19 protein-coding genes and 1 tRNA gene are annotated in these 20,710 nt (G+C 68.1%); 9 read left to right on the forward strand and 11 right to left on the reverse strand.

What is annotated here, in order from left to right:
- Nucleotides 1–57: 57 nt before the first annotated feature.
- Both HBE64_RS01605 and HBE64_RS01610 read left to right on the forward strand, forming a co-directional pair.
- On the forward strand, nucleotides 58–1,269 hold the full coding sequence (locus HBE64_RS01605; protein ID WP_167097151.1) for a DNA polymerase III subunit delta': 1,212 nt from the start codon (nucleotides 58–60) through the stop codon (nucleotides 1,267–1,269).
- Between the two features lie 59 nt (nucleotides 1,270–1,328).
- A tRNA-Thr gene (locus HBE64_RS01610) sits at nucleotides 1,329–1,404 on the forward strand.
- A 53-nt stretch (nucleotides 1,405–1,457) separates the two neighbouring features.
- On the opposite strand, the gene HBE64_RS01615 is transcribed toward HBE64_RS01610, so the two are convergent.
- On the reverse strand, nucleotides 1,458–1,823 hold the full coding sequence (locus HBE64_RS01615) for a carboxymuconolactone decarboxylase family protein (RefSeq protein ID WP_167097153.1): 366 nt from the start codon (nucleotides 1,821–1,823) through the stop codon (nucleotides 1,458–1,460).
- A gap of 29 nt (nucleotides 1,824–1,852) precedes the next feature.
- Nucleotides 1,853–3,649, reverse strand: coding sequence for a hypothetical protein (locus tag HBE64_RS01620; protein ID WP_167097155.1), 1,797 nt, complete (start codon nucleotides 3,647–3,649; stop codon nucleotides 1,853–1,855).
- A 37-nt stretch (nucleotides 3,650–3,686) separates the two neighbouring features.
- Here HBE64_RS01620 and HBE64_RS01625 point away from each other — a divergent pair, with 37 nt between their 5' ends.
- Complete coding sequence (locus HBE64_RS01625; protein ID WP_167097157.1) at nucleotides 3,687–4,625, forward strand: NAD-dependent epimerase/dehydratase family protein; 939 nt, start codon at nucleotides 3,687–3,689, stop codon at nucleotides 4,623–4,625.
- Here the strand turns inward: HBE64_RS01625 and HBE64_RS01630 are convergent.
- The 5 genes from HBE64_RS01630 to HBE64_RS01650 are packed head-to-tail and all read right to left on the reverse strand — an operon-like array spanning nucleotide 4,622 to nucleotide 12,224.
- Entirely contained in the window at nucleotides 4,622–4,960 is a 339-nt protein-coding gene (locus HBE64_RS01630; protein WP_167097159.1) for a DUF2304 domain-containing protein, read from the reverse strand. The genes HBE64_RS01625 and HBE64_RS01630 overlap by 4 nt on opposite strands.
- Nucleotides 4,957–5,658 carry a glycosyltransferase family 2 protein gene (locus HBE64_RS01635; protein WP_167097161.1) on the reverse strand — a complete coding sequence of 234 codons (702 nt, stop codon included), beginning with the start codon at nucleotides 5,656–5,658 and terminating at the stop codon, nucleotides 4,957–4,959. The genes HBE64_RS01630 and HBE64_RS01635 overlap by 4 nt, the downstream gene beginning before the upstream one ends.
- Nucleotides 5,659–5,683: 25 nt before the next feature.
- Entirely contained in the window at nucleotides 5,684–6,934 is a 1,251-nt protein-coding gene (locus tag HBE64_RS01640) for a lipopolysaccharide biosynthesis protein (RefSeq protein ID WP_243841597.1), read from the reverse strand.
- Between the two features lie 26 nt (nucleotides 6,935–6,960).
- Nucleotides 6,961–8,298, reverse strand: coding sequence for a M1 family metallopeptidase (locus tag HBE64_RS01645; RefSeq protein ID WP_167097163.1), 1,338 nt, complete (start codon nucleotides 8,296–8,298; stop codon nucleotides 6,961–6,963).
- On the reverse strand, nucleotides 8,295–12,224 hold the full coding sequence (locus tag HBE64_RS01650) for a Pls/PosA family non-ribosomal peptide synthetase (protein ID WP_243841463.1): 3,930 nt from the start codon (nucleotides 12,222–12,224) through the stop codon (nucleotides 8,295–8,297). Before HBE64_RS01650 ends, HBE64_RS01645 begins: the two co-directional genes overlap by 4 nt.
- A 220-nt stretch (nucleotides 12,225–12,444) precedes the next feature.
- On the opposite strand from HBE64_RS01650, the gene HBE64_RS01655 reads away from it, so the two are divergent.
- From HBE64_RS01655 to HBE64_RS01680, 6 genes are all read left to right on the forward strand, one after another.
- A complete protein-coding gene (locus HBE64_RS01655; RefSeq protein WP_167097168.1) occupies nucleotides 12,445–13,413 on the forward strand; it encodes a TerC family protein in 969 nt (322 codons plus the stop codon).
- A gap of 66 nt (nucleotides 13,414–13,479) precedes the next feature.
- Nucleotides 13,480–13,896, forward strand: coding sequence for a hypothetical protein (locus HBE64_RS01660; RefSeq protein ID WP_167097170.1), 417 nt, complete (start codon nucleotides 13,480–13,482; stop codon nucleotides 13,894–13,896).
- Nucleotides 13,897–13,938: 42 nt separating this feature from the next.
- Entirely contained in the window at nucleotides 13,939–14,310 is a 372-nt protein-coding gene (locus HBE64_RS01665; protein WP_167097172.1) for an STAS/SEC14 domain-containing protein, read from the forward strand.
- A gap of 76 nt (nucleotides 14,311–14,386) precedes the next feature.
- Entirely contained in the window at nucleotides 14,387–15,109 is a 723-nt protein-coding gene (locus HBE64_RS01670) for a GntR family transcriptional regulator (protein WP_167097174.1), read from the forward strand.
- A 53-nt stretch (nucleotides 15,110–15,162) separates the two neighbouring features.
- Complete coding sequence (locus HBE64_RS01675; protein ID WP_167097176.1) at nucleotides 15,163–16,713, forward strand: NCS1 family nucleobase:cation symporter-1; 1,551 nt, start codon at nucleotides 15,163–15,165, stop codon at nucleotides 16,711–16,713.
- Complete coding sequence (locus HBE64_RS01680; RefSeq protein ID WP_167097178.1) at nucleotides 16,710–17,438, forward strand: aspartate/glutamate racemase family protein; 729 nt, start codon at nucleotides 16,710–16,712, stop codon at nucleotides 17,436–17,438. Before HBE64_RS01675 ends, HBE64_RS01680 begins: the two co-directional genes overlap by 4 nt.
- Before the next feature lie 19 nt (nucleotides 17,439–17,457).
- On the opposite strand, the gene HBE64_RS01685 is transcribed toward HBE64_RS01680, so the two are convergent.
- The 4 genes from HBE64_RS01685 to HBE64_RS01700 all read right to left on the reverse strand — a co-directional run bounded on the left by HBE64_RS01685 (nucleotide 17,458) and on the right by HBE64_RS01700 (nucleotide 20,603).
- Nucleotides 17,458–18,420: an alpha/beta hydrolase gene (locus tag HBE64_RS01685; protein ID WP_167097180.1), complete on the reverse strand. Its 963-nt coding sequence runs from the start codon at nucleotides 18,418–18,420 to the stop codon at nucleotides 17,458–17,460.
- A gap of 10 nt (nucleotides 18,421–18,430) precedes the next feature.
- Complete coding sequence (gene alc / locus HBE64_RS01690) at nucleotides 18,431–19,450, reverse strand: allantoicase (protein WP_167097182.1); 1,020 nt, start codon at nucleotides 19,448–19,450, stop codon at nucleotides 18,431–18,433.
- Between the two features lie 48 nt (nucleotides 19,451–19,498).
- Nucleotides 19,499–20,035, reverse strand: a complete 537-nt coding sequence (locus HBE64_RS01695; RefSeq protein WP_167097184.1) for a 2-oxo-4-hydroxy-4-carboxy-5-ureidoimidazoline decarboxylase — start codon at nucleotides 20,033–20,035, stop codon at nucleotides 19,499–19,501.
- A gap of 79 nt (nucleotides 20,036–20,114) precedes the next feature.
- On the reverse strand, nucleotides 20,115–20,603 hold the full coding sequence (locus HBE64_RS01700) for an inorganic diphosphatase (protein ID WP_167097186.1): 489 nt from the start codon (nucleotides 20,601–20,603) through the stop codon (nucleotides 20,115–20,117).
- Nucleotides 20,604–20,710: the final 107 nt, after the last annotated feature.

Here is a 20,710-nt window from a genome sequence, read left to right on the forward strand (position 1 = left end):
CTTAACGAGCCACCGCGGAGCCGAAGTGTCGTCGCTGCGCACTAGGGTCTGGAGGTGATGTCCGGGGTATTTACGCGGCTGGTGGGCCAATCTGCGGTGGAAGCCGAGCTGGTCGCCGCGGCTCGTGCTGCCCGGGGTGATTCCGCTCACGATATCGCCGCGACCGGCACCATGACACACGCCTGGCTGATCACCGGACCGCCCGGCTCGGGCCGGTCGGTGGCGGCGCTGTGCTTCGCCGCTGCGCTGCAGTGCACCTCGGAGGGCGCCCCGGGCTGCGGCGAATGCCGGGCGTGCACGACGACGATGGCCGGAACACACGGTGACGTGCGGCGCATCATCCCCGAGGGTCTGTCGATCGGTGTCGATGAGATGCGCGCCATCGTTCAGATCGCCTCGCGGCGGCCCAGTACCGGCCGTTGGCAGATCGTCGTGGTCGAAGACGCCGACCGGCTGACCGAAGGCGCGGCCAACGCGCTGCTGAAAGTGGTCGAGGAGCCGCCGCCGTCGACGGTCTTCCTGCTGTGCGCGCCGTCGGTGGACCCCGAGGACATCGCGATCACCCTGCGGTCGCGGTGCCGGCACTTGCCGTTGGTGACGCCTCCGACGGCGGCGATCGCGCAGGTGCTCATCGACAGTGACGGCCTGGACCCCGACGAGGCGCAGTGGGCGGCCTCGGTCAGCGGCGGGCATGTCGGGCGGGCCCGGCGATTGGCGACCGATCCGGACGCCCGTGAGCGCCGGGCGCGTGCGCTGAGCCTGGCGCGAGACGCGGCCACACCGTCGCGGGCGTATGCGGCCGCCGAGGAGTTGGTGGCCACCGCCGAGGCTGAGGCCCGTGCCCTCACCGGTGGACGCGACGAAGCGGAGTCCGAGGAGTTGCGGACGGCCCTGGGGGCCGGCGGTACCGGCAAGGGCACCGCAGGCGCATTGCGGGGGTCCGCAGGGGCGATCAAGGACCTCGAGCGCCGGCAGAAGTCCCGGCACACCCGGGCGTCGCGGGACGCCCTGGACCGCGCCCTGATCGACCTCGCGACCTACTTCCGCGATGCATTACTGGTGGCAGAGGGTGCCGCGGTCGCGCCTAACCACCCCGATATGGCCGAGAAGGTCGCGGCCATGGCCGCGCACGCCTCCCCGGAACGGCTACTGCGCTGCATCGAGGCGGTGCTCGAATGCCGGGAGGCGCTGGCGATGAACGTCAAGCCCAAGTTCGCCGTCGATGCCCTGGTCGCCACCGTGGGTCAGGCATTGCGCTCCGACCTGTAGACTCACTGCTCGGTCCAAGGCGGGATGCTCTTCGCGCAAGCGCTCATCGCCACGGCCACGCCGCCTTAGCTCAGTCGGTAGAGCGATTCACTCGTAATGAATAGGTCGGGGGTTCGATTCCCCCAGGCGGCTCCATTTTCCTCCCGCGAGGGTCATAAGTGGCCACTCGGCGAGAAGGGGAGCGGGGCCTACGGGAACAGCGCCTCGGTCGCGATGTTCTTGGCGGTGGCGGCCGCGGGGAAGCCGGCGTAGCCGCTGGCGTGGTAGATCACCTCGGCCAGTTCGTCGTCGGACAAGCCGTTCTGCCGGGCGATCTTGAAGTGCGCCTTGAGCTCGTCGCTCGCCCGCAGCGCGATCAGGATGCCCAGGGTGACCAGGCTTCGGTCCCGGCGGCTGAGCCCCTCGCGGGTCCACAGCTGGCCGAACACGTTCTCCAGGCCGATATCCATGAACTCACCGGCGAACCCGCCGCTGAAGTCGACGTCACCGTCGGGTATCACGCCCGGCAGCATCTCCCGCATCACCCGCAGGCCATCCTCACGCAACTTAGACATACGAACTACTTTCCCACACTCCGAGGGGCTCACCGGCTGGGTGCGAGGTAGCCCACCGGGCCTGAGGCCAGGCACAGCGACAGCGCGGCCGTCGTCGCCCGCACCGTGATCGCGTCACCCGCACCGGGCAACCGCACGAACACGCGGTTGAGGCCCGGATGCACGGTCACCTTGGTCTCCGGCCCCTCCGAGAGCGCCATCGTCATCGAACCGTCGCTGTTGGCCAGATAGTTGATCTCGGCCGTCCAGTCCGCGGGCAGCATCGGCCCGTCCATCGGCATCCGCACCGACGCCTCCGGCTGGACGAGATAGCCGCAGCCCGGCGTGGGCCCGGGCGCGATCGTGCGCACCCACGTCACGTTCGCGTCGACCACCCGCCCGCTGCTGTCCAGCATCCGCAATTGTGTTGTGGACGAGGCGAAGTCGGGCCGATCCCGAATGAGCGCGAACATGTGACTGGCCAGGTTCTCGGGATAGGCGACGCGCTGCAACACCAGCGGGTCGACCTCCTGATCCAGCAGCGGTGCTGGCGAGGACGCCCGGGCCTCGGCCAGCCCCCGGATCGCGTTCTGCAGGTAGGGCTGCGCCGGGTTGTCCTTCCAGCTGGTCAGAAACGTCGATGTCGAATACAGGCTGCTGGCCAGGAACGCCACGGTGACACCGGCCACCACCGCGGTGCGCGCCCGCGAGGCATCCAGCCAGGCCGACGACGGCCGGTTCGGTGCGCACAGCCCGACGGCGGTCAGCAGCGCCAGCACGACGACGAGATCGGGGAAATAGCGCAGGGTTTGGGCCAGCTCCAGGGCGGTGAACCGCGAGGATCGCATCAGATAGATCGGAATCTGGCAGGCCACCGCATAGGCCAGCGCCACCAGCCACACCGGGCCGAGGCGCTGTTTGCGGGCCAGCGTCACCGCGATCACCACGGCCAGCGCCAGCCAGCCCAGGACCATCACCGACACCGGCGGCACCCCCCACGGCGAGGCGGGCGCCCACCGCTGCCACTGCCACGGACCGCCGGCCAGGCCGGGCACGATCCCGTGAGTGAAGGAGCGGCGCAACAGATCCCACGTCATCGCCAGGTCCGAACTCCAGCGCTGCTGATCCACCACGACCAGGTAGACACCGACCCACGCCGCCGTCAGCGCCAGCGCGGCGGTCCACAACCGCACACCAGCGCGCCACGCCGAGCGCACGGCGGCCGGATCACCCTGCACGTACAGCAGCAACGCGACCATGGTGAACGCCACGAAGGGGATCACCGCGGCCTTCTCGAAGAACAGCAGACCGCCGAAGAACACCAGCACGCCGCTGATCGCGTACCGCAGATTACCGGTGCGCACCAACAGGATTGCGTCAGCACACACCCAGGCCAGCGCGGCCAGCATCGGCAGCGAGTTCAGCGCGGCCGCCCACCAGGCGAAGCCCGGTACGCCCAGCGGGGTGAACAGTGCGAACGTCAGCGGCACCAACAGCACCGGCCGCCAGCCCAAGATCACGTGCAGCGCCCGCAACAGCGACAGCGATACCAGCAGCTGCAGCACGATCAGGCTCACCGCGGGCCACGCCCACACCAGCGGAGCCAGCCGGGTGATGACCCCTGCCACCAGAAACGCGCCGGGCATCACGTGACCGTCGTGGTCGTCGAACAGGTACGACGGCGACAGCAGTCCCTGCGTCCCGGCCCGTCCGACCAGGATCAGGTCGTCCCAGTAGAAGTAGCCCCCGAACGCCAGCACCGCGCGCACGACCAGCTGCAGCGCGATCAGGACGACGGCCGCCACCGCGACCGGTGACACGCGCGCCACCTGAGCCGGAACTGCCATCGCCTCGACTGTACGTCCTCTCGGTAGGGTGGCAGGAATGCAGGTACTGGTCACCGGAGCTGCCGGGTTCATCGGATCGGCGCTGGTGGATCGGCTGCTCGCCGACGGCCACACCGTCGTCGGCATCGACGATCTGAGTTCGGGCCGCGCCGCCAACCTCGACGACGCCCACGCCCACGGCGGTCTGACCTTCGTCCAGGCCGACATCGTCACCGCCGATCTCACTGCCCTGCTCGCTGAGCACCAGCCCGAGGTGGTTTACCACCTGGCTGCCCAGATCGACGTCCGGCGCTCGGTCACCGACCCCGAGTTCGACGCACAAGTCAACGTCATTGGCACCGTGCGTCTGGCGGAGGCGGCCCGCCGCGCCGGGGTGCGCAAGGTGGTCTTCACCTCCTCGGGCGGCTCAATCTATGGTGTGCCGAAGAACTACCCGACCAATGAGACCGCGCCCGCAAACCCCGAATCACCCTATGCGGCAAGCAAAATCGCTGGCGAAACCTACTTGAACACCTTCCGCCATCTCTACGGCCTGGAGTGCTCGCACATCGCACCGGCCAACGTCTACGGCCCCCGGCAGAATCCGCACGGCGAGGCCGGGGTGGTGGCGATCTTCGCCACCGCGTTGCTGACGGGCCGGCCCACCAAGGTCTACGGCGACGGCTCCAACACCCGCGACTACGTCTTCGTCGACGACGTGGTCGACGCGTTCGTCCGCGCCTCCGGGGCGGCTGGCGGCGGGCAGCGGTTCAACATCGGCACCGGCGTGGAGACCTCCGACCGCGCACTGCACACCGCGGTCGCCAAGGCCGTCGGCGCCCCTGATGCGCCCGAGACGGCACCCGCGCGGCTGGGTGATCTGACCCGGTCGTGCCTGGATGTCCGCAAGGCCCAGATGGTGCTGGGCTGGCATCCCCAGGTACACCTCGAGGAGGGCATCAGCCGCACCGTCGAGTACTTCCGCGAGCTGGGTTAGGCGTCCGGGACGCGGGCGCCATCGAGGGCCACCGCCCGGGCCAGCCGGGCATACCGCAGCTCGAGTTCCTTGAACCGCAGGTAGGTACTCAACGTCGTGAACACGAACGCGATGATCAGGGCATAGGTGATCAGGTCGGCCCCGCGCCGCACCCCGAGCCAGTTGGCCAGCACGGTGGTGTCGTCGGGCCGCAGGATGGCGTAGATCGCGGCGATCACGAACACCACGTAGCCGACCTTCACCCAGGCCTTCGCCTTGGCGTTGGTGCGGGAGCGCAGCAGGTACACCAGCAGCACCATGACGGCCGCGATCAGCAGCACCTGAATCCAGTTCATCGGTGCATCCTTCCGCGCAGGAACCCGTCGAAGACGATGTTCACCCCGTTGAGCAGCGGCTGGCCCTTGGACATCGAGTACTCGGTGTAGAGGATCTCGACCGGTTCTTCGGCCACCCGCCAGTTGTTCTCGACGATGAGCTGGACGAACTCGCTGGCGTGGCTCATCCCGCTCATCGTCAGGTTGAGGTTGTCGGCCACCGTCTTGTTGAACACCCGCAGCCCATTGTGCGCGTCGGTGAGTCCGAGCCGGTGACTGCTGGGACTGAGCCAGGCCGCGGTCCGCAGGATCAGTTTCTTCAGCGGCGGGGTGTGGCTGACCGTGGACCCGGAGAACCGGGTGCCGACCACGACGTCGACGTCTCCGCGGGACAGCCGCTCGATCATCGCCAGGACGTCTTTGACCCGGTGCTGGCCGTCGGCGTCGAACGTGACGAATACCGCCGCCCCGGGCTGGCGGCGGGCGTATTCCACGCCGGTCTGGATGGCCGCGCCCTGGCCGAGGTTGACCGGGTGGCGCACCACGTGGGCGCCGGCGCGCAGCGCGATCTCGGCGGTGTCGTCGCGGCTGCCGTCGTCGACGCACACGACATGAGCGAAGGTCTGGCGCAGATCGGTGATGACGTCGCCGATGACCTTCGCTTCGTTGAACGCCGGCACGATGATCCAGGCGTCGGGGTAGGGCGTTTCGATGCCCACAACGTACACGCTGATCCCTATCGGTTCAGTGTCCGGCGCGGGCCAGCGCCGCCAGGTGGACGGCGATGCCGACCAGCGGGCCGCACAGCAGCGCGACCACGGTGCGATCCGCCAAACCCAGCGGCAGCGTCAGCAGCAGACCCGAGGCCACCGTGGCCCCCACCCAGCCGATCGAGTAGGCCCGATGCAGGGCTGCGGCCACCGTCGCGGCACCGGTCAGCGTCAGCAGCGCGATCGCCACCGCGCCCGCCGTCAGCCAGCCGAGCAGTGCCCCGCCCGGGGTGTACTCGTCGCCGAAGGCGACCCGGATCAGCCATGGCCCGGCCAGCCAGGCCCCCAGGACGCCGACCGTGCCGAGCGCCAGCACCGCCGCGGCCGGGGCGATCAGCGACTTCAAACGGTGGCCGCGGTGGTCGACGAAGTGGGCGATCAGATTGCCCTGCATGGCGGTCAGCGGCACCAGCAGCGGTGCGCGGGTCAGCGTCACTGCCAGGATCACCACCCCGCCTGCGGCACCCAACTCACCGGAGGTCGCCTTCAGCAGGACCGGGAAGCCCATCACCAGGATCGCGCTGGCGCCCGCGGCGGCAATCGAATGCGCTGCTCCGCGCAGGAACGTCGACGTTCCGCCGGGGGTGCGCAGTTTGGCTGCCTCGCGTGCGGTCGGTGACACTGCCAACAGCAGCAGCCAGCCCACCGCGCCGCCGACGGTCGCCCACAGGAATCCGACCAGACCCCAGCCGAGCAGGAACGTCGCACCGGCCACGGCCACCCGGATGACGGCGTCGGCGACCATCAGCGCGCCGTACTGGCCCCACTGCCCGATCCCGGCGAGCAGTCCGAGCAACGTGGCGTGCAGGCAGAACCCGGCCAGCCCGGCGCTCAGCAGCGCAACCGACAGCGTGCCGGCCTCGCTGAACACATGTGGGGCCCACAGCGGCGACGTCGCCGCCATCAACAGCGCCCCGGCCACCCCGAGCCCGGCGCTGACCCGCATCGGATGGGTGCGCGGGCCCTGCGCGACGTCGACGTACCCGGCGGTCCGGACTTCCCGGGTCGCCTCCTGGAGCAACCCGTAGGCCGCGCCGCCCACCAGGCCGAAGGCACCCCAGAACACGCCGAACACCGAGAAGCCGGCCGGGTCCAGGTCGCGGGCGGCCAGATACAGCACGGCGTAGCCGCACAGCGCGGAGATCGCCGTGGCCACCCCGACGCGGGCGACGCTGCCCCGGCTGATCGCCGCGGCACGCACCTGGTCGGGTCCTGCCGCGCTCAGCGCGTCGAACGAGGCGCCGGCGTCGGTCACAGCCGCGGTACTTCAGTCGAGAACAGCCACGCGTTCCACAGTGGGCGCAGCGAGACGTCGGTGTAGTTGGCGGCCAGCCCGGTGAAGTCGTCGGTGACGACGGTCCCGTGCCGGTGCCGGGTGGTCCAATCCCGCAGCAGCGCAAAGAACTTCTCGTCGCCGATGGTGGTGCGCAGCACGTGCAGCGTCAGTGCCCCGCGCTTGTAGACGCGGTCGTCGAACATGTCCTGCGGGCCGGGGTCGGCCAGCAGCAGGTTCTGCGGCGAGGAGGCCAGTTTCTGGTGGTAATGCCGCGCCCACTGGTCGGCAGTCTGGCCGCCGGAGTGTTCTGACCACAACCATTCGGCGTAGCAGGCGAACCCCTCGTGCAACCAGATGTCGCGCCAGCGTCGCGCGGTCACGCTGTTGCCGAACCACTGGTGTGCCAGCTCGTGCGCGATCAACCGTTCCGAGCTGCGTGACCCGTCGCAGTGGTTGGCTCCGAAGATCGAAATACCTTGAGCTTCAAGGGGAATCTCGAGATCATCATCGGTGACGACGACGGTGTAGCCGTTGGCCAGCGGATACGGGCCGAACAGTTTGCCGAACAGCTTCATCATCTGCGGCTGGCGGCCGAAGTCGTGATCGAAGTTGGACCGCAACCGATCCGGCAGCAACGCCTGCATCTGTACTGGCGCCTTGGGGAACTTCTGTACCCCGTACATGCCGATCTGCAGGGTCACCAGGTAGGTCGACGTCGGTTCGGGCTGCTCGTAGGTCCACACCGTCTGTGCCGCCCGGACCCGCCGGGACACCAACTCACCGTTGGCCAGCGCCCGGTACGGGGTGTCGGTGCTGATCTGGATGCGGTAGCTGGCCTTGGCGCTGGGGTGGTCGTCGCACGGGAACCACGATGCGGCGCCGTTTGGTTGGCCGGCCACCAGCACGCCGTTGGACAACTCTTCGAAACCGACTTCGCCCCAATAGGTTCGGATGGGACGCGGTGATCCGCCGTAGCGCACCTCGATGGACATCGCGGCCCCGGCGGGCAACGCGGTGCTCAACGCGATGTGCAGCTTTCCGTCGGAGGTCCGGAAGTTCGCCGGCCTGCGCCCGTTGACCGCGACCTTGGTGACCGACAGCGCGTCGGCCAGGTCGAGGGTGAACGTCTTCAGCGATGCCAGCGTGACGGCGGTGACGGTCGCGGTTCCGGTCAGCCGGTTGATCGCGACCTTGTACTCCAGGTCGAGTTCGTAGCGCGACACCCGGTAGCCGAAGTTGCCGTTGTCGGGCAGGTAGGGGTCGATCACAGGGACACCGCCCTTTTTGGCGGCTTTTTTGGCGGGTCGTTTCATGCCGCCGCGTCCCCCGACTGCCGGTCGCGGGACTTCTTGCGTGAAACAACCCACGGTGCAATGGGATTGCCCTGCCAGCGGCTGGACGGCGGAACCTCGTCACCGCGCATTACCAGGGAGGCGGGGCCGACGGTCGCACCCGCGCCCAGCTTCGCGGCGGGCAACGCGACGCAGTGCGGGCCCAGGGTCGCGCCCTGCTCGAGGATCACCGTGTCCATCCGCATGATCCGGTCGTGGAACAGGTGGGTCTGCACCACGCATCCGCGGTTGACGGTGCTGCCGCGCTGCAGGGTCACCAGATCCGCCTCGGGCAGCCAGTAGGTTTCGCACCACACGCCGCGGCCGATCTTGGCGCCCAGCGCCCGCAGCCACAGGTTCATCACCGGTGTCCCGCTCGCGGCGCGGGCGAACCACGGTGCGGCCACCGTCTCGACGAAGGTGTCCGACACCTCGTTGCGCCAGACGAATGACGACCACAGCGGGTACTCGACGGCCCGGATACGCCCGACCACAAGCCATTTGGCAGCCACTGCCGTACCGCCGGCGACCGCGCCGGCCACCAGCAGGATGACCCCGGAGGCCAGCGCGGCCCAGCCGTAGCCGAACCGCAACGCCAGAGCCTGCAGGCTCACCAGCACGGCGACCCCGATCGCGAAGGTCACCACCACCGGGATCAGCCGGCAGGTCTCGACGGCCGAGCGCATGATCTTCAGCCGCATCGACGGCTGGTAGGTCAGTGCGGCGTCGGCTTCATCGGCGTGCCGGCGCAGGCGGATCGGCGGGCTTCCCAGCCACGACGAACCGGCCTTGGCTTTGTGCGGGGCGGCGGACAGCACCGCCACCAGGCCGTCGTCGGGAACCCGCCGTCCCGGCTGGGTGATCCCGGAGTTGCCCAGGAATGCCCTCTTGCCGACAGTGGCCTTGGCGGCGTGGATCCAGCCGCCACCGAGTTCGTAGGACGCCACCATGGTGTCGTCGGCCAGGAACGCGCCGTCCTCGATGACGGTGAACTTCGGGGTGAGCAGGGCGGTCGAAATCTCGGTGTTGCGGCCTACTTTCGCCCCCAGCAGGCGCAGCCACCACGGGGTGAGCAGGCTGGCGTAGATGGGGAACAGGTAGTTGCGGGCGGCGTCCATCAACCGTTCGGTGGCCCACATCTGCCAGCCGATGCGGCTGCGCACCGGGTGATAGCCCTCCCGCAGGCCGATCGACAGCACCCGCACCTTGATCACGGTCAGCAACGCGTACACCACCATCGCGACCAGCGCTGCCACCGGAATCCACGGCGCGGCAAGCGCAATCGCCGATCCTAACGTCGCGGCGTGCCGCGCCATCCAGGCCGGGACTGCCAGCCCGGCGGCCAGCGCTGCCAGCGGCACGGCACTGAGCAGTACCGAGGTCAGCCCGTAGATCGCCACCCACTGCAGGGCCCGCGGCGGGCGATGCTCGGGCCACGGATGGCGGGCCTTGCCGGACTTCACCGCCGGCGACCCCTTCCAGTACTGGCCGTTCTTGACCTTGCCGACGACCCCGGAGCCGGGCGCGACGTCGGCGTCCTTGCCGATCACCGACCCGGGAAACAGGGTGGTCCGCGCCCCGATCGTCGCGTCATTGCCGACGGTGATCGGCCCGACATGGAACAGGTCGCCGTCGATCCAGTGCCCGGTCAGGTCTACCTCCGGCTCGATGGAGCAGCGGTGACCGAGCTTGAGCATCCCGGTCACCGGAGGCGCCGAATGCAGATCCACGCCTTTGCCGACGGTGTTACCCAGCGCGCGGGCGTAGTACACCAGCCACGGCGCCCCGGCCAGGTTCTCTGCACCGCTGGCGTCGGCCAGTCGCTCGGCCAGCCAGACCCGCAGGTGCTCCGACCCGCCGCGGCGGTAGGTGCCGGGCTGCAGCCCCGACAGCAGCATGCGCGCTCCCAACACCGCGATGCCCATCCGGCCGACCGGGGTGATGAACAGGATGAAGGCCACCGCCACCACCCACCAGTTCACCGGCACCAGCCACGGCAGCGGGTGCACGGCGGCGGTGACGTTGTTGATCAACGCCAGCCAGGTGACCCACTGCAGCCCGGTCAGGGTGGCCAGCGGCACCGACAGCAGGACCTGGGCGACCTGGGTGCTGATCGGGGTGGGTGTGACGACACGAGGTGTCACCGCGACTGCCGGCGCCTGCTCATCGAGGTATTCGGCCAGCGAGCCTAGTCGGGGATGGTCGTAGAGCTGGGCCACTGTCAGCTGCGGGAAACGCTCGCGCAGGGCGGCCACCAGCTGCGCCGCCGACAGCGATCCGCCGCCCAGGGCGAAGAAGTCCGCCTCCGGCCCGTCGACGACCGCGCCGAGGACGTCGCGCCACAGCCCGGCCAGCCAGCCCATCGTGCCGCCGAGGTCGGGTTCGGACTCCTGGTATCCGGGCGGCGGCCACGGCAGTGCGTTGCGGTCCACCTTGCCCGAGGTGCGGGTGGGCAGTTCGTCGAGCAGCACCAGCCGGGGTACCAGCGCAGCGGGTAGCGCCTGGGTGAGGTGGGCGCGGGCCGCGGTCAGGTCGAAGTCCGGGTTGGCGCTGGCGATGTAGCCGACCAGCATCGGGGTGCCGCTGGCCGTCCGCCGCACGGCCGCCGCACCGCCGCTGACCCCGGGTAGGTGCACCAGCGCGGCGTCGACCTCGCCGAGTTCGATGCGACGCCCGCCGACCTTCACCTGGTCGTCGGCGCGCCCCTGGAAGTACAGCCCGTCGGCTTCCAGCCGCACCAGGTCGCCGCTGCGGTAGGCGCGGGCCCAGCCCAGCGATTCCATCGGCGCGTACTTTTCGGCGTCCTTCTCCGGATCGAGGTAGCGGGCCAGCCCCACCCCGCCGATGACCAGCTCACCCACACCGCCGAGGGGAACCGGGTTGCCCGCGGCGTCGACCACCGCCAGATCCCAGCCCGGCAGCGGCCGTCCGATACTGACCGGGCTCGGTCCTGACCCCTGGTCGCTCCGCTCCTGCCCGCCGGTGCCGCCGAGGCGCGCCGCGCTGGCCACCACCGTCGCTTCGGTGGGCCCGTAGGTGTTCCACACCTCGCGGCCTTCCACCGCCAGGCGCTCGGCGAGCTCCGGCGGGCAGGCTTCACCGCCGAAGATCAGCAGCCGTACCGCTTCCAGGGCCTCGGCGGGCCACAGCGAGGCCAGGGTAGGGACCGTCGAGACCACGGTGATGTCGCGGGCCACCAGCCACGGGCCCAGGTCCATGCCGCTGCGGACCAGGGCGCGCGGTGCGGGCACCAGGCAGGCGCCGTGACGCCAGGCCAGCCACATCTCCTCGCACGAGGCGTCGAAGGCCACCGACAGTCCGGCCAGCACCCGGTCGCCGGGCCCAATCGGATTGTCCTGCAAGAACATCTGCGCTTCGGCGTCGACGAACGCGGCGGCGTTGCGGTGCGTGACGGCCACGCCCTTGGGGGTGCCGGTGGAGCCGGAGGTGAAGATGATCCAGGCATCGTCGCGGCCCAGCGGGGCGGTCGCGCGCCAGCCGCGAGACGAACCGTGGCCGCGCGTGAGCCCCGCCTCGGTGATGACGCCGACGACCTCGGCCTCGCCGAACACCAGATGCGCCCGTTCCTCGGGATCGTCGGCGTCCACCGGCACGTAGGCCGCACCTGCGGCCAGCGTCGACAGGATCGCCACATAGAGCGCGTAGCTGCCCGACGGCATCCGGATGCCGATCCGGTCGCCGCGGCCGATACCGCGCGCGCCCAGCCACTCCACGCTGTCCTCGATGTCGGCGATCAGCTCCGAGTAGGTGAGCACCACGTCGCCGTCGTCGAGGGCCGCGGCGTCGGGGTAGCGGGCGGCGGTGTCGTAGAGGATGTCGATCAGGGTGCGCGGTGCCGGGGCATGGTCGGACAACAGGTACTGAGCGGGAATTTCCGGCGTCGCCACGACTGTGGATACTAGGCGTCCCTGATTACGGGAGAGCGTCCGACGCGGTCCGGTTTGTGCTGTCCTGGGACTACTGACAGACTGCTCGCAGAGGGGAGTATTCCTTCGTCGCGGTGTCGTCACCACGTCGGCCGTCATCGGCCGTCCGGTGCCGCGGGCCGCGCGTCGTATGCGGCGGAAGAGACCTCGGACGTTTTGTGACGCCCGGAGGTCTCTGGCAGTGAATGTTTCCCAGCTCGAATGGTTGATCACCCTCGGTGTGACGGTGGCCATCCTGCTGTTCGACGTGATCGTCATCGCCCGTCGACCGCACGAACCGACGATGCGCGAATGCGCCATCTATCTGTCGTTCTACGTGGGTCTGGCCATCGCGTTCGGCATCTGGGTGTGGAACTTCCACGGCAGCCAGTTCGGGCTGGAGTTCTTCGCGGGCTGGCTCACCGAGTACAGCCTGTCGGTGGACAACCTGTTCCTCTTCATCATCATCATGGCCAGCTTCAACGTCCCCAAGGTGTACCAACAGCAGGCGCTGCTGGTCGGCATCGTGCTCGCGCTGTTGTTCCGCGGCATCTTCATCGCGCTGGGAGCTGTTGCGATCACCAGGTTTTCGTGGATCTTCTACATCTTCGGTGCGTTCCTGGTGTTCACCGCGGTCAAACTGGTCCGCAACTCCGACCACGACGACGACGCCGAGAACGCCGTGGTGCGTTTCGCCCGGACCTATCTGAACACCACCGACAAGTGGGACGGGCTCAAGCTGTACATCAAGGACGGCGGCAAGCGCCTGATGACCCCGATGTTCCTGGTCATCGTCGCCCTGGGCACCACCGATCTACTCTTCGCGCTCGACTCGATCCCGGCGATCTACGGGCTGACCAGCGAGCCGTATCTGGTGTTCACCGCCAACCTGTTCGCGCTGATGGGGTTGCGCCAGCTGTACTTCCTGCTCGGTGACCTGCTGAACCGCCTGGTGTACCTGTCGCAGGGGCTGGCGTTCATCCTGTTCTTCATCGGCGTGAAGCTGGTGCTGCACGCCCTGCACGAGAACACCGTGCCGTTCATCAACGGCGGCCGGCATGTCGACGTCCCGGAGATTCCGACCCTGCTGAGCCTGGCGGTCATCATCTTGACGTTGTTCCTGACGATGGTGGCCAGCCTGCTCAAGACCCGGACAACCAAGACGATCTGAGGCTCTTTCGCGTCCGGCTGAGTGCAACCGTTGGCGGCGCCCAGCGGGGTCCGTAGCGTGGCGGCTATGCCGGAGTCACGAAGGCGCAGTCCACGGGTGTTCATCACCGATGCGGTCGGGGAGTGGACGGAGCTCACCGCGGGTGGCCACCCAGTGGTGCGCTTGCGAGCGGCCAATCTCCAGGAGGCTCAGCGCCGCCGCCGCCGACTGCCCGCCGACGTTCCGGTGGTGCTCGACGTCGCCGTCGCGGTCGCCGAGGACTCCCGCACGGCGCTGACGGCGATCTCCGGACACGCCGGTGAGTCGACGGTGCACTACGCGGGCACGGTCGACGGCCTGGCCGGCATGGTCACGGACCTGTTCGTCGCCGGCGTGGCCGACGGGGTGACGCTGATTCCGGTGACACCGGAACAGGATCTGCGCCCGCAGGCCCAGGCGGCGTTGCGCGGTATCCACACCCGGCTGCGAATCTCCGCCGCGTAGCGCCGCCTGGCTCCTACTGTGGAGCCAGGACGAGGAGGCGCGATGATCGAACTACTCGAGGACATGCCGGCGGGAGTGACGGGCTTCCGGGTGTCGGGACGGCTTGGCGGCGACGAGCTGCACCGGCTCAAACCGACCTTCCAGGAGCTGCTCGGCTCCGGCCAGGACATCAGGATCGTCGAGGTGATCGACGACGACTACGAAGGCTTCGGACCGGGCGGTCTGGTCGAGGACCTCAAGATGGGGTTCGGCACCGTCTATCCGCATCACGCGGCGTTCAAGCGGATCGCGATCGTCACCGACAAGGAGTGGATCGCCCACGCGCTGCACGCACTGTCGTGGCTGGTGCCGGGCGAGGCCGCCGTGTTCGGGCTGGACGACCTCGAGCGCGCCAAGAGCTGGGCTGCCGGCTAGACATCTCGTGCAAGACGTCGATCTCGGCACGCTGGTCGTAGCACCCCCGAAACAAACGGCACATAACGTGATTCGGATGCTGAGACGACGTTCGGCGCTGGTCGCCAGGCTGGTGGTCGACCAGCCCGGCAGCCCGCAGCAGGCGATCCTCGACGAACTGCGCCGGGTGATCCTCGACGGAGCCACCCTGCCGGGCACCCCGATTCCGCTAGCGGAGGTGGCGGATCTGTTCGGCGTCAGCCAGATCCCGGTGCGTGAGTCGCTGAAAACCCTCATCGGGGAGGGGCTTGTCGCGCACCGGTCCAACTCCGGATACACGGTCGCCCAGCTCACGGTTCAAGAACTGCGCGAAATGTACATCGTGCGTGAGACTTTGGAGGCAGCATCGCTGGCCTCTGCAGTGGCCAACGCCACCGACGCCGATCGGGCAGCGATCGTGGCGTCGAACGACCTTCTGCAGCAGGCGATCGACAATGACGATCCGCTCGCGTATCACCGCCAGAGCAGACACTTCCACCTCGCGCTCACCCGTCCGTCGCGGATGTTCCGCCTGCTGCACATGCTCGAAACGGCTTGGAACATAACCGAACCCGTGCAGTCGATGGTGCACGTCGCGCCGTCGGATCGTGCCGCGCTGCATGTGGATCATCGGGAGATGGTCGACGCATTCCTCGCCGGCGATGTCGAGCAACTCCTCACCGTCGCCGAACTGCACGCGCAGCGGCTCAACTCCGTCATCGCCACCGTGCCCACCGATACCGGGCTGCTGCTGTCGGCGGATATATCTTCGACGCAATAGCCGGGTAGTTCGACGGAAATACGGCGGAAACGCGCCGTCGATAGCGTCCGGCCATGACCGACATCGACACCTCCCAGAGTGCGAAAGAACTGCCGCCCGGCGCCGTTGTCGGCGCGGGTGATCTCGTCGAAGCCGCCGGTCACCCGGTCGGCAGCGGACTGATCAAGCCGGGTTACGACCCGCGGTTGACCAATGAAGACCTGGCTCCACTGCGCAAGCAGACTTGGAGTTCCTACAACATCTTCGCGTTCTGGATGTCCGACGTGCACAGCGTCGGCGGCTACGTCACGGCGGGCAGCCTGTTCGCGCTTGGCCTCGCTAGCTGGCAGGTGCTCGTCGCGCTGTTGATCGGCATCGTGATCGTCAACTTCTTCTGTAATCTCGTCGCCAAGCCCAGCCAGGCTACCGGGGTGCCCTACCCGGTGATCTGCCGCAGCGTCTTCGGTGTGCTCGGTGCGAATATCCCCGCCATCATCCGCGGTCTGATCGCGGTGGCGTGGTACGGGATTCAGACCTACCTAGCGTCAGCAGCGCTGGATGTCGTTCTGCTCAAACTATTTCCGGGGTTGGCGCCGTACGCTGACGTCAACCAGCACGGATTCCTCGGGTTGCCGTTCCTCGGCTGGGGCAGCTTCCTGCTGTTGTGGGTACTGCAGGCATGCGTCTTCTGGCGCGGCATGGAGTCGATCCGCAGATTCATCGATTTCTGCGGGCCCGCGGTCTATGTGGTCATGTTCCTGCTGTGCGGCTACCTCATCTACAAGGCCGGCTGGGGCGCGATCGACCTCAACCTGGGGGACGTGAAGTACACCGGCTTTGACTCGGTACCGGTCATGCTCGGCGCGATCGCTTTGGTGGTCTCCTACTTCTCCGGCCCGATGCTGAACTTCGGCGACTTCGCCCGCTACGGCAAGTCATTCGACGCGGTGAAGCGGGGCAACTTCCTCGGCCTGCCGGTCAACTTCCTGGTGTTCTCGATTCTGGTGGTCGTCACCGCGTCGTTGACGGTGCCGGTATTCGGCGAATTGATCACCGACCCGGTGGCGACGGTGGCAAGGATCGATTCGACGTTCGCTATCGTGTTGGGCGCGTTGACATTCACGATCGCCACAATCGGCATCAACATCGTCGCGAACTTCATCTCGCCCGCATTCGACTTCTCCAACGTCAGCCCGCAGCGGATCAGCTGGCGCGCGGGCGGCATGATCGCCGCGGTCGGTTCGGTGCTGATCACCCCGTGGAACCTGTACAACAATCCGGAGGTCATCCACTACACGCTGGAGATCCTCGGTGCGTTCATCGGCCCGCTGTTCGGTGTACTCATCGGCCACTACTACCTGATCCACAAGCAGAAGGTGATCGTCGACGACCTGTTCACCCTGGCCGAGGACGGAACCTACTGGTACAAAAAGGGTTATAACCCGGCGGCGGTCATCGCCACCGCCGTCTCAGCGGTCGCCGCCGTGATCCCCGTGCTGGCCGGTAGTGTCCCCGGTATGCACACCGCTGCGCAGTACAGCTGGTTCATCGGATGCGGGCTGGGATTGGCGACCTACTACGTGCTTGCGACGCGCACCAAGCTGGCTGTCGCTCCAATTCCGTGATCCGGATCTGGGTGATCAATCCCAACACCACCCAGGCCATGACCGACACGATCGCGAAATGTGCTGCGGCAGTGGCCGGGCCAGACGTGATCGTCACCGGCGTCACCTCGGAGATCGGGCCGGAGTCGATCGAAAGCCATTACGACGAGGCGCTGTCGGTGCCCGGCGTATTGCGGGCCGTTCAGCGAGGCGAGCGTGAAGGCGTCGACGGCTATGTGATCGCCTGTTTCGGTGATCCGGGCCTCGACGCCGCTCGCGAGATCGCGGCCGGACCGGTCGTCGGCATTGCCGAGGCGGCTATGCAGGCCGCCAGTCACCTTGGCAGCGGCTTCAGCATTGTCACGACGCTGGCACGGACCATCGGGCAGTCGGCACACCTCGCGGAACGCTATGGCATGCAGCGGTTCTGCCGTGGCATCCATGCGTGCGAGATACCGGTACTGGACCTCGACAGCGATCCCAACGCGCGCAAGGTCATCACCGAGGCGTGCCGCGAGGCGATCGAGGTGGATCACTCTGACGCTGTGGTACTGGGCTGCGCGGGGATGGCCGATATGTGCGGGGAGATCTCGGCCGAGTTGGGGGTGCCGGTGGTAGACGGGGTGAGTGCCGCGACGCTGACGGTGCAGTCACTGGTGACGATGGGTCTGCGTACGTCGAAACGAGGGGAGTACGCAACACCGCCGGCGAAGCGTTATTTGCCGGGAGTGCCTTCGGCGGGGTGAATCTTGAGCCCGTCCGCTGCTAGATGGATCGCAGCCGGCGCACCCGGTCGGCGATCACCCGTTGGGACACGTCCGCGGCGGGGGCCAGGGCCTCGAAGGCGTGCGGGCAGCCCGGATGCACGTGCAGTTCGGCCGGCACCCCGGCAGCTGAAAGCCTTGTCGCATAAGCGATGTCCTCATCACGGAAGATGTCCAGATCGCCGGTGTCAAGGTAGGTCGGCGGCAGCCCGGCCAGGTCTCCAGCCCGTGCGGGCGCACAGTAGGCCGACACGTCGGCGCCGCCGGCCGCGGTTCCGAGCAGCGCGCCCCAGCCGGTGACGTTGTCTTCGTAGGTCCAGGTCAGAAACTCCGGCGGCAGCGCTGGATCCGGCGTGGTGGTGCGGTCGTCGAGCATCGGGTAGATCAACAGCTGTAGCGCCAGCGCCGGGCCGCTGCGGTCGCGGGCCAGCAGGCTCACCCCGGCAGCCAGCCCGCCACCCGCACTGTCGCCGGCCACCCCCAGCCGGGCCGGGTCGACGCCGAGCTCACCGGCGTTCTCGGCCAGCCATACCAGGGCGGCGTAGCAGTCCTCGACCGGTGTCAGGCCCGGATGTTCCGGCGCCACACGGTAATCCACCATCAGCATAGGCACGCCGGAGGCGGCGACGTAGGCGCGCACGCCTGCGTGGTAGGCCGGTGAGGTTTCGGCCAGGCTGTAGATCATGCCGCCGCCGTGCAGGTAGAGAACCGCGCTGCCCGGCAGCTCCGAGTCCGGGACGTACCACGTCAGCGGCAGCTCGGCGCCGTCGGAGGAGGTGACGGTGTAGCGGTGTGCTTCGACACCGCCGACCGGTGGGCGTCCCGCGGCGAGCACCTCGAAGAACGGCACCGCGCGTTCCCGGCGGGTGGTGACGTCCCCCACGGCAGGGGGCTCGAGTTGGGCGGCGGCTTCCATCAGGGGCTGCAGGAAACCGAGGACTTGGGGATCCATCGACAGGGCCACGACTGCCAATCTAGGCGCTGGCGTCCCATCTTTCACCGACTGTGCGCAGTCCGTCATCGGTCAACCGGCCGAAGAGTCGCAGCCGGGCCATCCCACCATCGGGATAGATGTCCAGGCGGGCGTCGGTGGCCGGGGGTGCGTCGTCGAGCAGGAAACGGTGCCGGGTATCGGGCCGCAGGTCCGTCACGGGCAGAACCTCGAACCAGTCACCGGAGCCGTCGCGGCCCATCAGCCGCCCCTGTCCGGGGCTGTTGCCCAGAAAGTACGAGGTGTCCAGTTCGGCGGCGGTGAGCACCCCCTGCCCGGCCAACCGCATCTGCACCCAGTCGTTGCCGGCGTCACGTCGGCGGGAGGTCTCCCAGCCCTCGCCCATCGTGCGCGCCGTGCCGGGCAGCAGCAGATTGTTCGGCGAGCCGTAGAACATGTTGGAGCAGGCGGTGACTCGGCCCCCGTTCTCCAGCGCGGCCAGATCCAGCGGGGTGCCCTGGGCGAAGCGGGGATCCAGCAGCGCCTCGCCGTGCACCCGCAGCCTGGCCACCCCGCCATCCGGGTAGATCGACAGCCGGACATGCGTCCACCGGCGAGATGAGTTGACCGTGAACGGGTTTCGGGTGTCACCGTTGACGTCTGCGCGCTCGACGATGGTGGTCCACGACGTGTTGTCGAGTAACTCCCCGACGCCCGGGTAGCCCTCGACAAAGGCGGCTTCGACGGAGATCTGCGGCGGATAGTTTCCGGTGAACCAGGCCGTGTCGACCACGACGCCGTGCACGACGGCCGGCACCCCGAGGCGCACGATCGCCTGGTCACAGTCCTCGGACGTGGCTCCCCGGCGCCTGCGGGTCTCCCAGCCGTCGTAGATCTGGCCCTTGTGGCCGAAGGTCGCCGGGCGGAACTCCGCCGGCTGCGACTTGATCAGGTTCTCCCGCTCGGCAAACAGGTCGTCGTTGGCCCACACCACCGACCCGCCGACCGGGCGCGCCGCCAGATCGGGAAACGACAGAAAGGCTGGATTCGCGGCACCGGTCACCGTTGAAGCCTAAGTGCCGGGCCGCATCTCGGCCGGACGGACGGGGTGTCAGCCCCAGTTGTCGTAGCCGCCCTCGGGGCCCAGCATGCGCTCGAGGCGGCTGCGGTTGATCCGGGCCAACTCGTTGCGCACCACTTTGCGCTCGGTCTCTGGATCGTGGTGCATCCGGTCGCGGACCATGCCGATGACCGATTCCGCGCAGCAGTCAGGTGCAAACCCGCCGACATGCATGACGAAGTCGTAGCCGAAGCGTTCGGAGTAGTCCTGCACGACGGCGTTGAGTTCCGCCATCACCTCGGGGCGGTCGTCCCACACCGAACAGTGCTCGGCCTGCGACTTGGTGCTGCGCGGCCGGCTCCCGACATGCGGGTAGGCCTGCAGGATGTCGTCGATCGACGTCTCCGACAGCGAGAACAACAATGCGTCGGCACGCCGGAACAGGGCGTTGTGGTCGGCATACGGGCGCCCCCTGGCAAGGTCCCTGGCCAGCGTCACGCTGTTGCAGCACTCGTAGAGTGCGTGCACGGCCTTGCGATCCGGCAGCTCGTTGAAAGCCTGCAGACCGATGCCCTGATGCAACAACACGTGTTCATCATGGGAAACCCAAAGCACAACCGGGTTACCGGATGTTACGGGCAGGCTAAATTCTGCACCGTGCGGTGAATCAGTGACCTTCGGCGGCGAACCGCTCCCGCGAACGTTCCACCTCGGCCTCGGCCTCGGCGCGGCCGACGAAGTCGGCGGCCTTGACGTATTTGCCGGGCTCGAGGTCCTTGTAGTGCACGAAGAAGTGCTTGATCGACTCGAGCTCGAAGCTCGACACGTCGCCGATGTCCTGGATGTGGTCCCAGCGCGGGTCACCGGCGGGCACGCACAGGACCTTGTCGTCGCCGCCGGCCTCGTCGACCATCTTGAACATGCCGACCGGGCGGGCTTCGACGATCACGCCGGGGAAGACCGACTGCGGCAGCAGCACCAGGGCATCCAGCGGATCGCCGTCCTCGCCGAGGGTGTCCTCGATGAAGCCGTAGTCCGCGGGGTAGGCCATCGGTGTGTAGAGGTAGCGGTCGAGCCGGACCCGGCCGGTTTCGTGGTCGACCTCGTACTTGTTGCGCTGGCCCTTGGGGATCTCGATGGTGACGTCGAACTCCACCGCGCGACTCCTTTTTTCCGCTGGTTCTGCTCGCCCGAGGGAGATCCCGGGTCGCTTCGCTCCTGCCCGCCGGCGCCGCCGACGGCGCCTAACCCTAACGCCACCGA

The sequence above is a fragment of the Mycobacterium sp. DL592 genome, from assembly GCF_011694515.1.
Taxonomy (GTDB): Bacteria; Actinomycetota; Actinomycetes; order Mycobacteriales; family Mycobacteriaceae; genus Mycobacterium.

Coding starts and splice junctions, on each gene's coding strand:
- HBE64_RS01620 (WP_167097155.1), bottom strand. CDS start 3,649: ATGGCAGTTCCGGCTCAGGTGGCGCGCGTGTCACCGGTCGCGGTGGCG.
- HBE64_RS01645 (WP_167097163.1), bottom strand. CDS start 8,298: ATGAAACGACCCGCCAAAAAAGCCGCCAAAAAGGGCGGTGTCCCTGTG.
- HBE64_RS01615 (WP_167097153.1), bottom strand. CDS start 1,823: ATGTCTAAGTTGCGTGAGGATGGCCTGCGGGTGATGCGGGAGATGCTG.
- HBE64_RS01660 (WP_167097170.1), top strand. CDS start 13,480: ATGCCGGAGTCACGAAGGCGCAGTCCACGGGTGTTCATCACCGATGCG.
- HBE64_RS01670 (WP_167097174.1), top strand. CDS start 14,387: ATGCTGAGACGACGTTCGGCGCTGGTCGCCAGGCTGGTGGTCGACCAG.
- HBE64_RS01605 (WP_167097151.1), top strand. CDS start 58: ATGTCCGGGGTATTTACGCGGCTGGTGGGCCAATCTGCGGTGGAAGCC.
- HBE64_RS01630 (WP_167097159.1), bottom strand. CDS start 4,960: ATGAACTGGATTCAGGTGCTGCTGATCGCGGCCGTCATGGTGCTGCTG.
- HBE64_RS01675 (WP_167097176.1), top strand. CDS start 15,163: ATGACCGACATCGACACCTCCCAGAGTGCGAAAGAACTGCCGCCCGGC.
- HBE64_RS01625 (WP_167097157.1), top strand. CDS start 3,687: ATGCAGGTACTGGTCACCGGAGCTGCCGGGTTCATCGGATCGGCGCTG.
- HBE64_RS01665 (WP_167097172.1), top strand. CDS start 13,939: ATGATCGAACTACTCGAGGACATGCCGGCGGGAGTGACGGGCTTCCGG.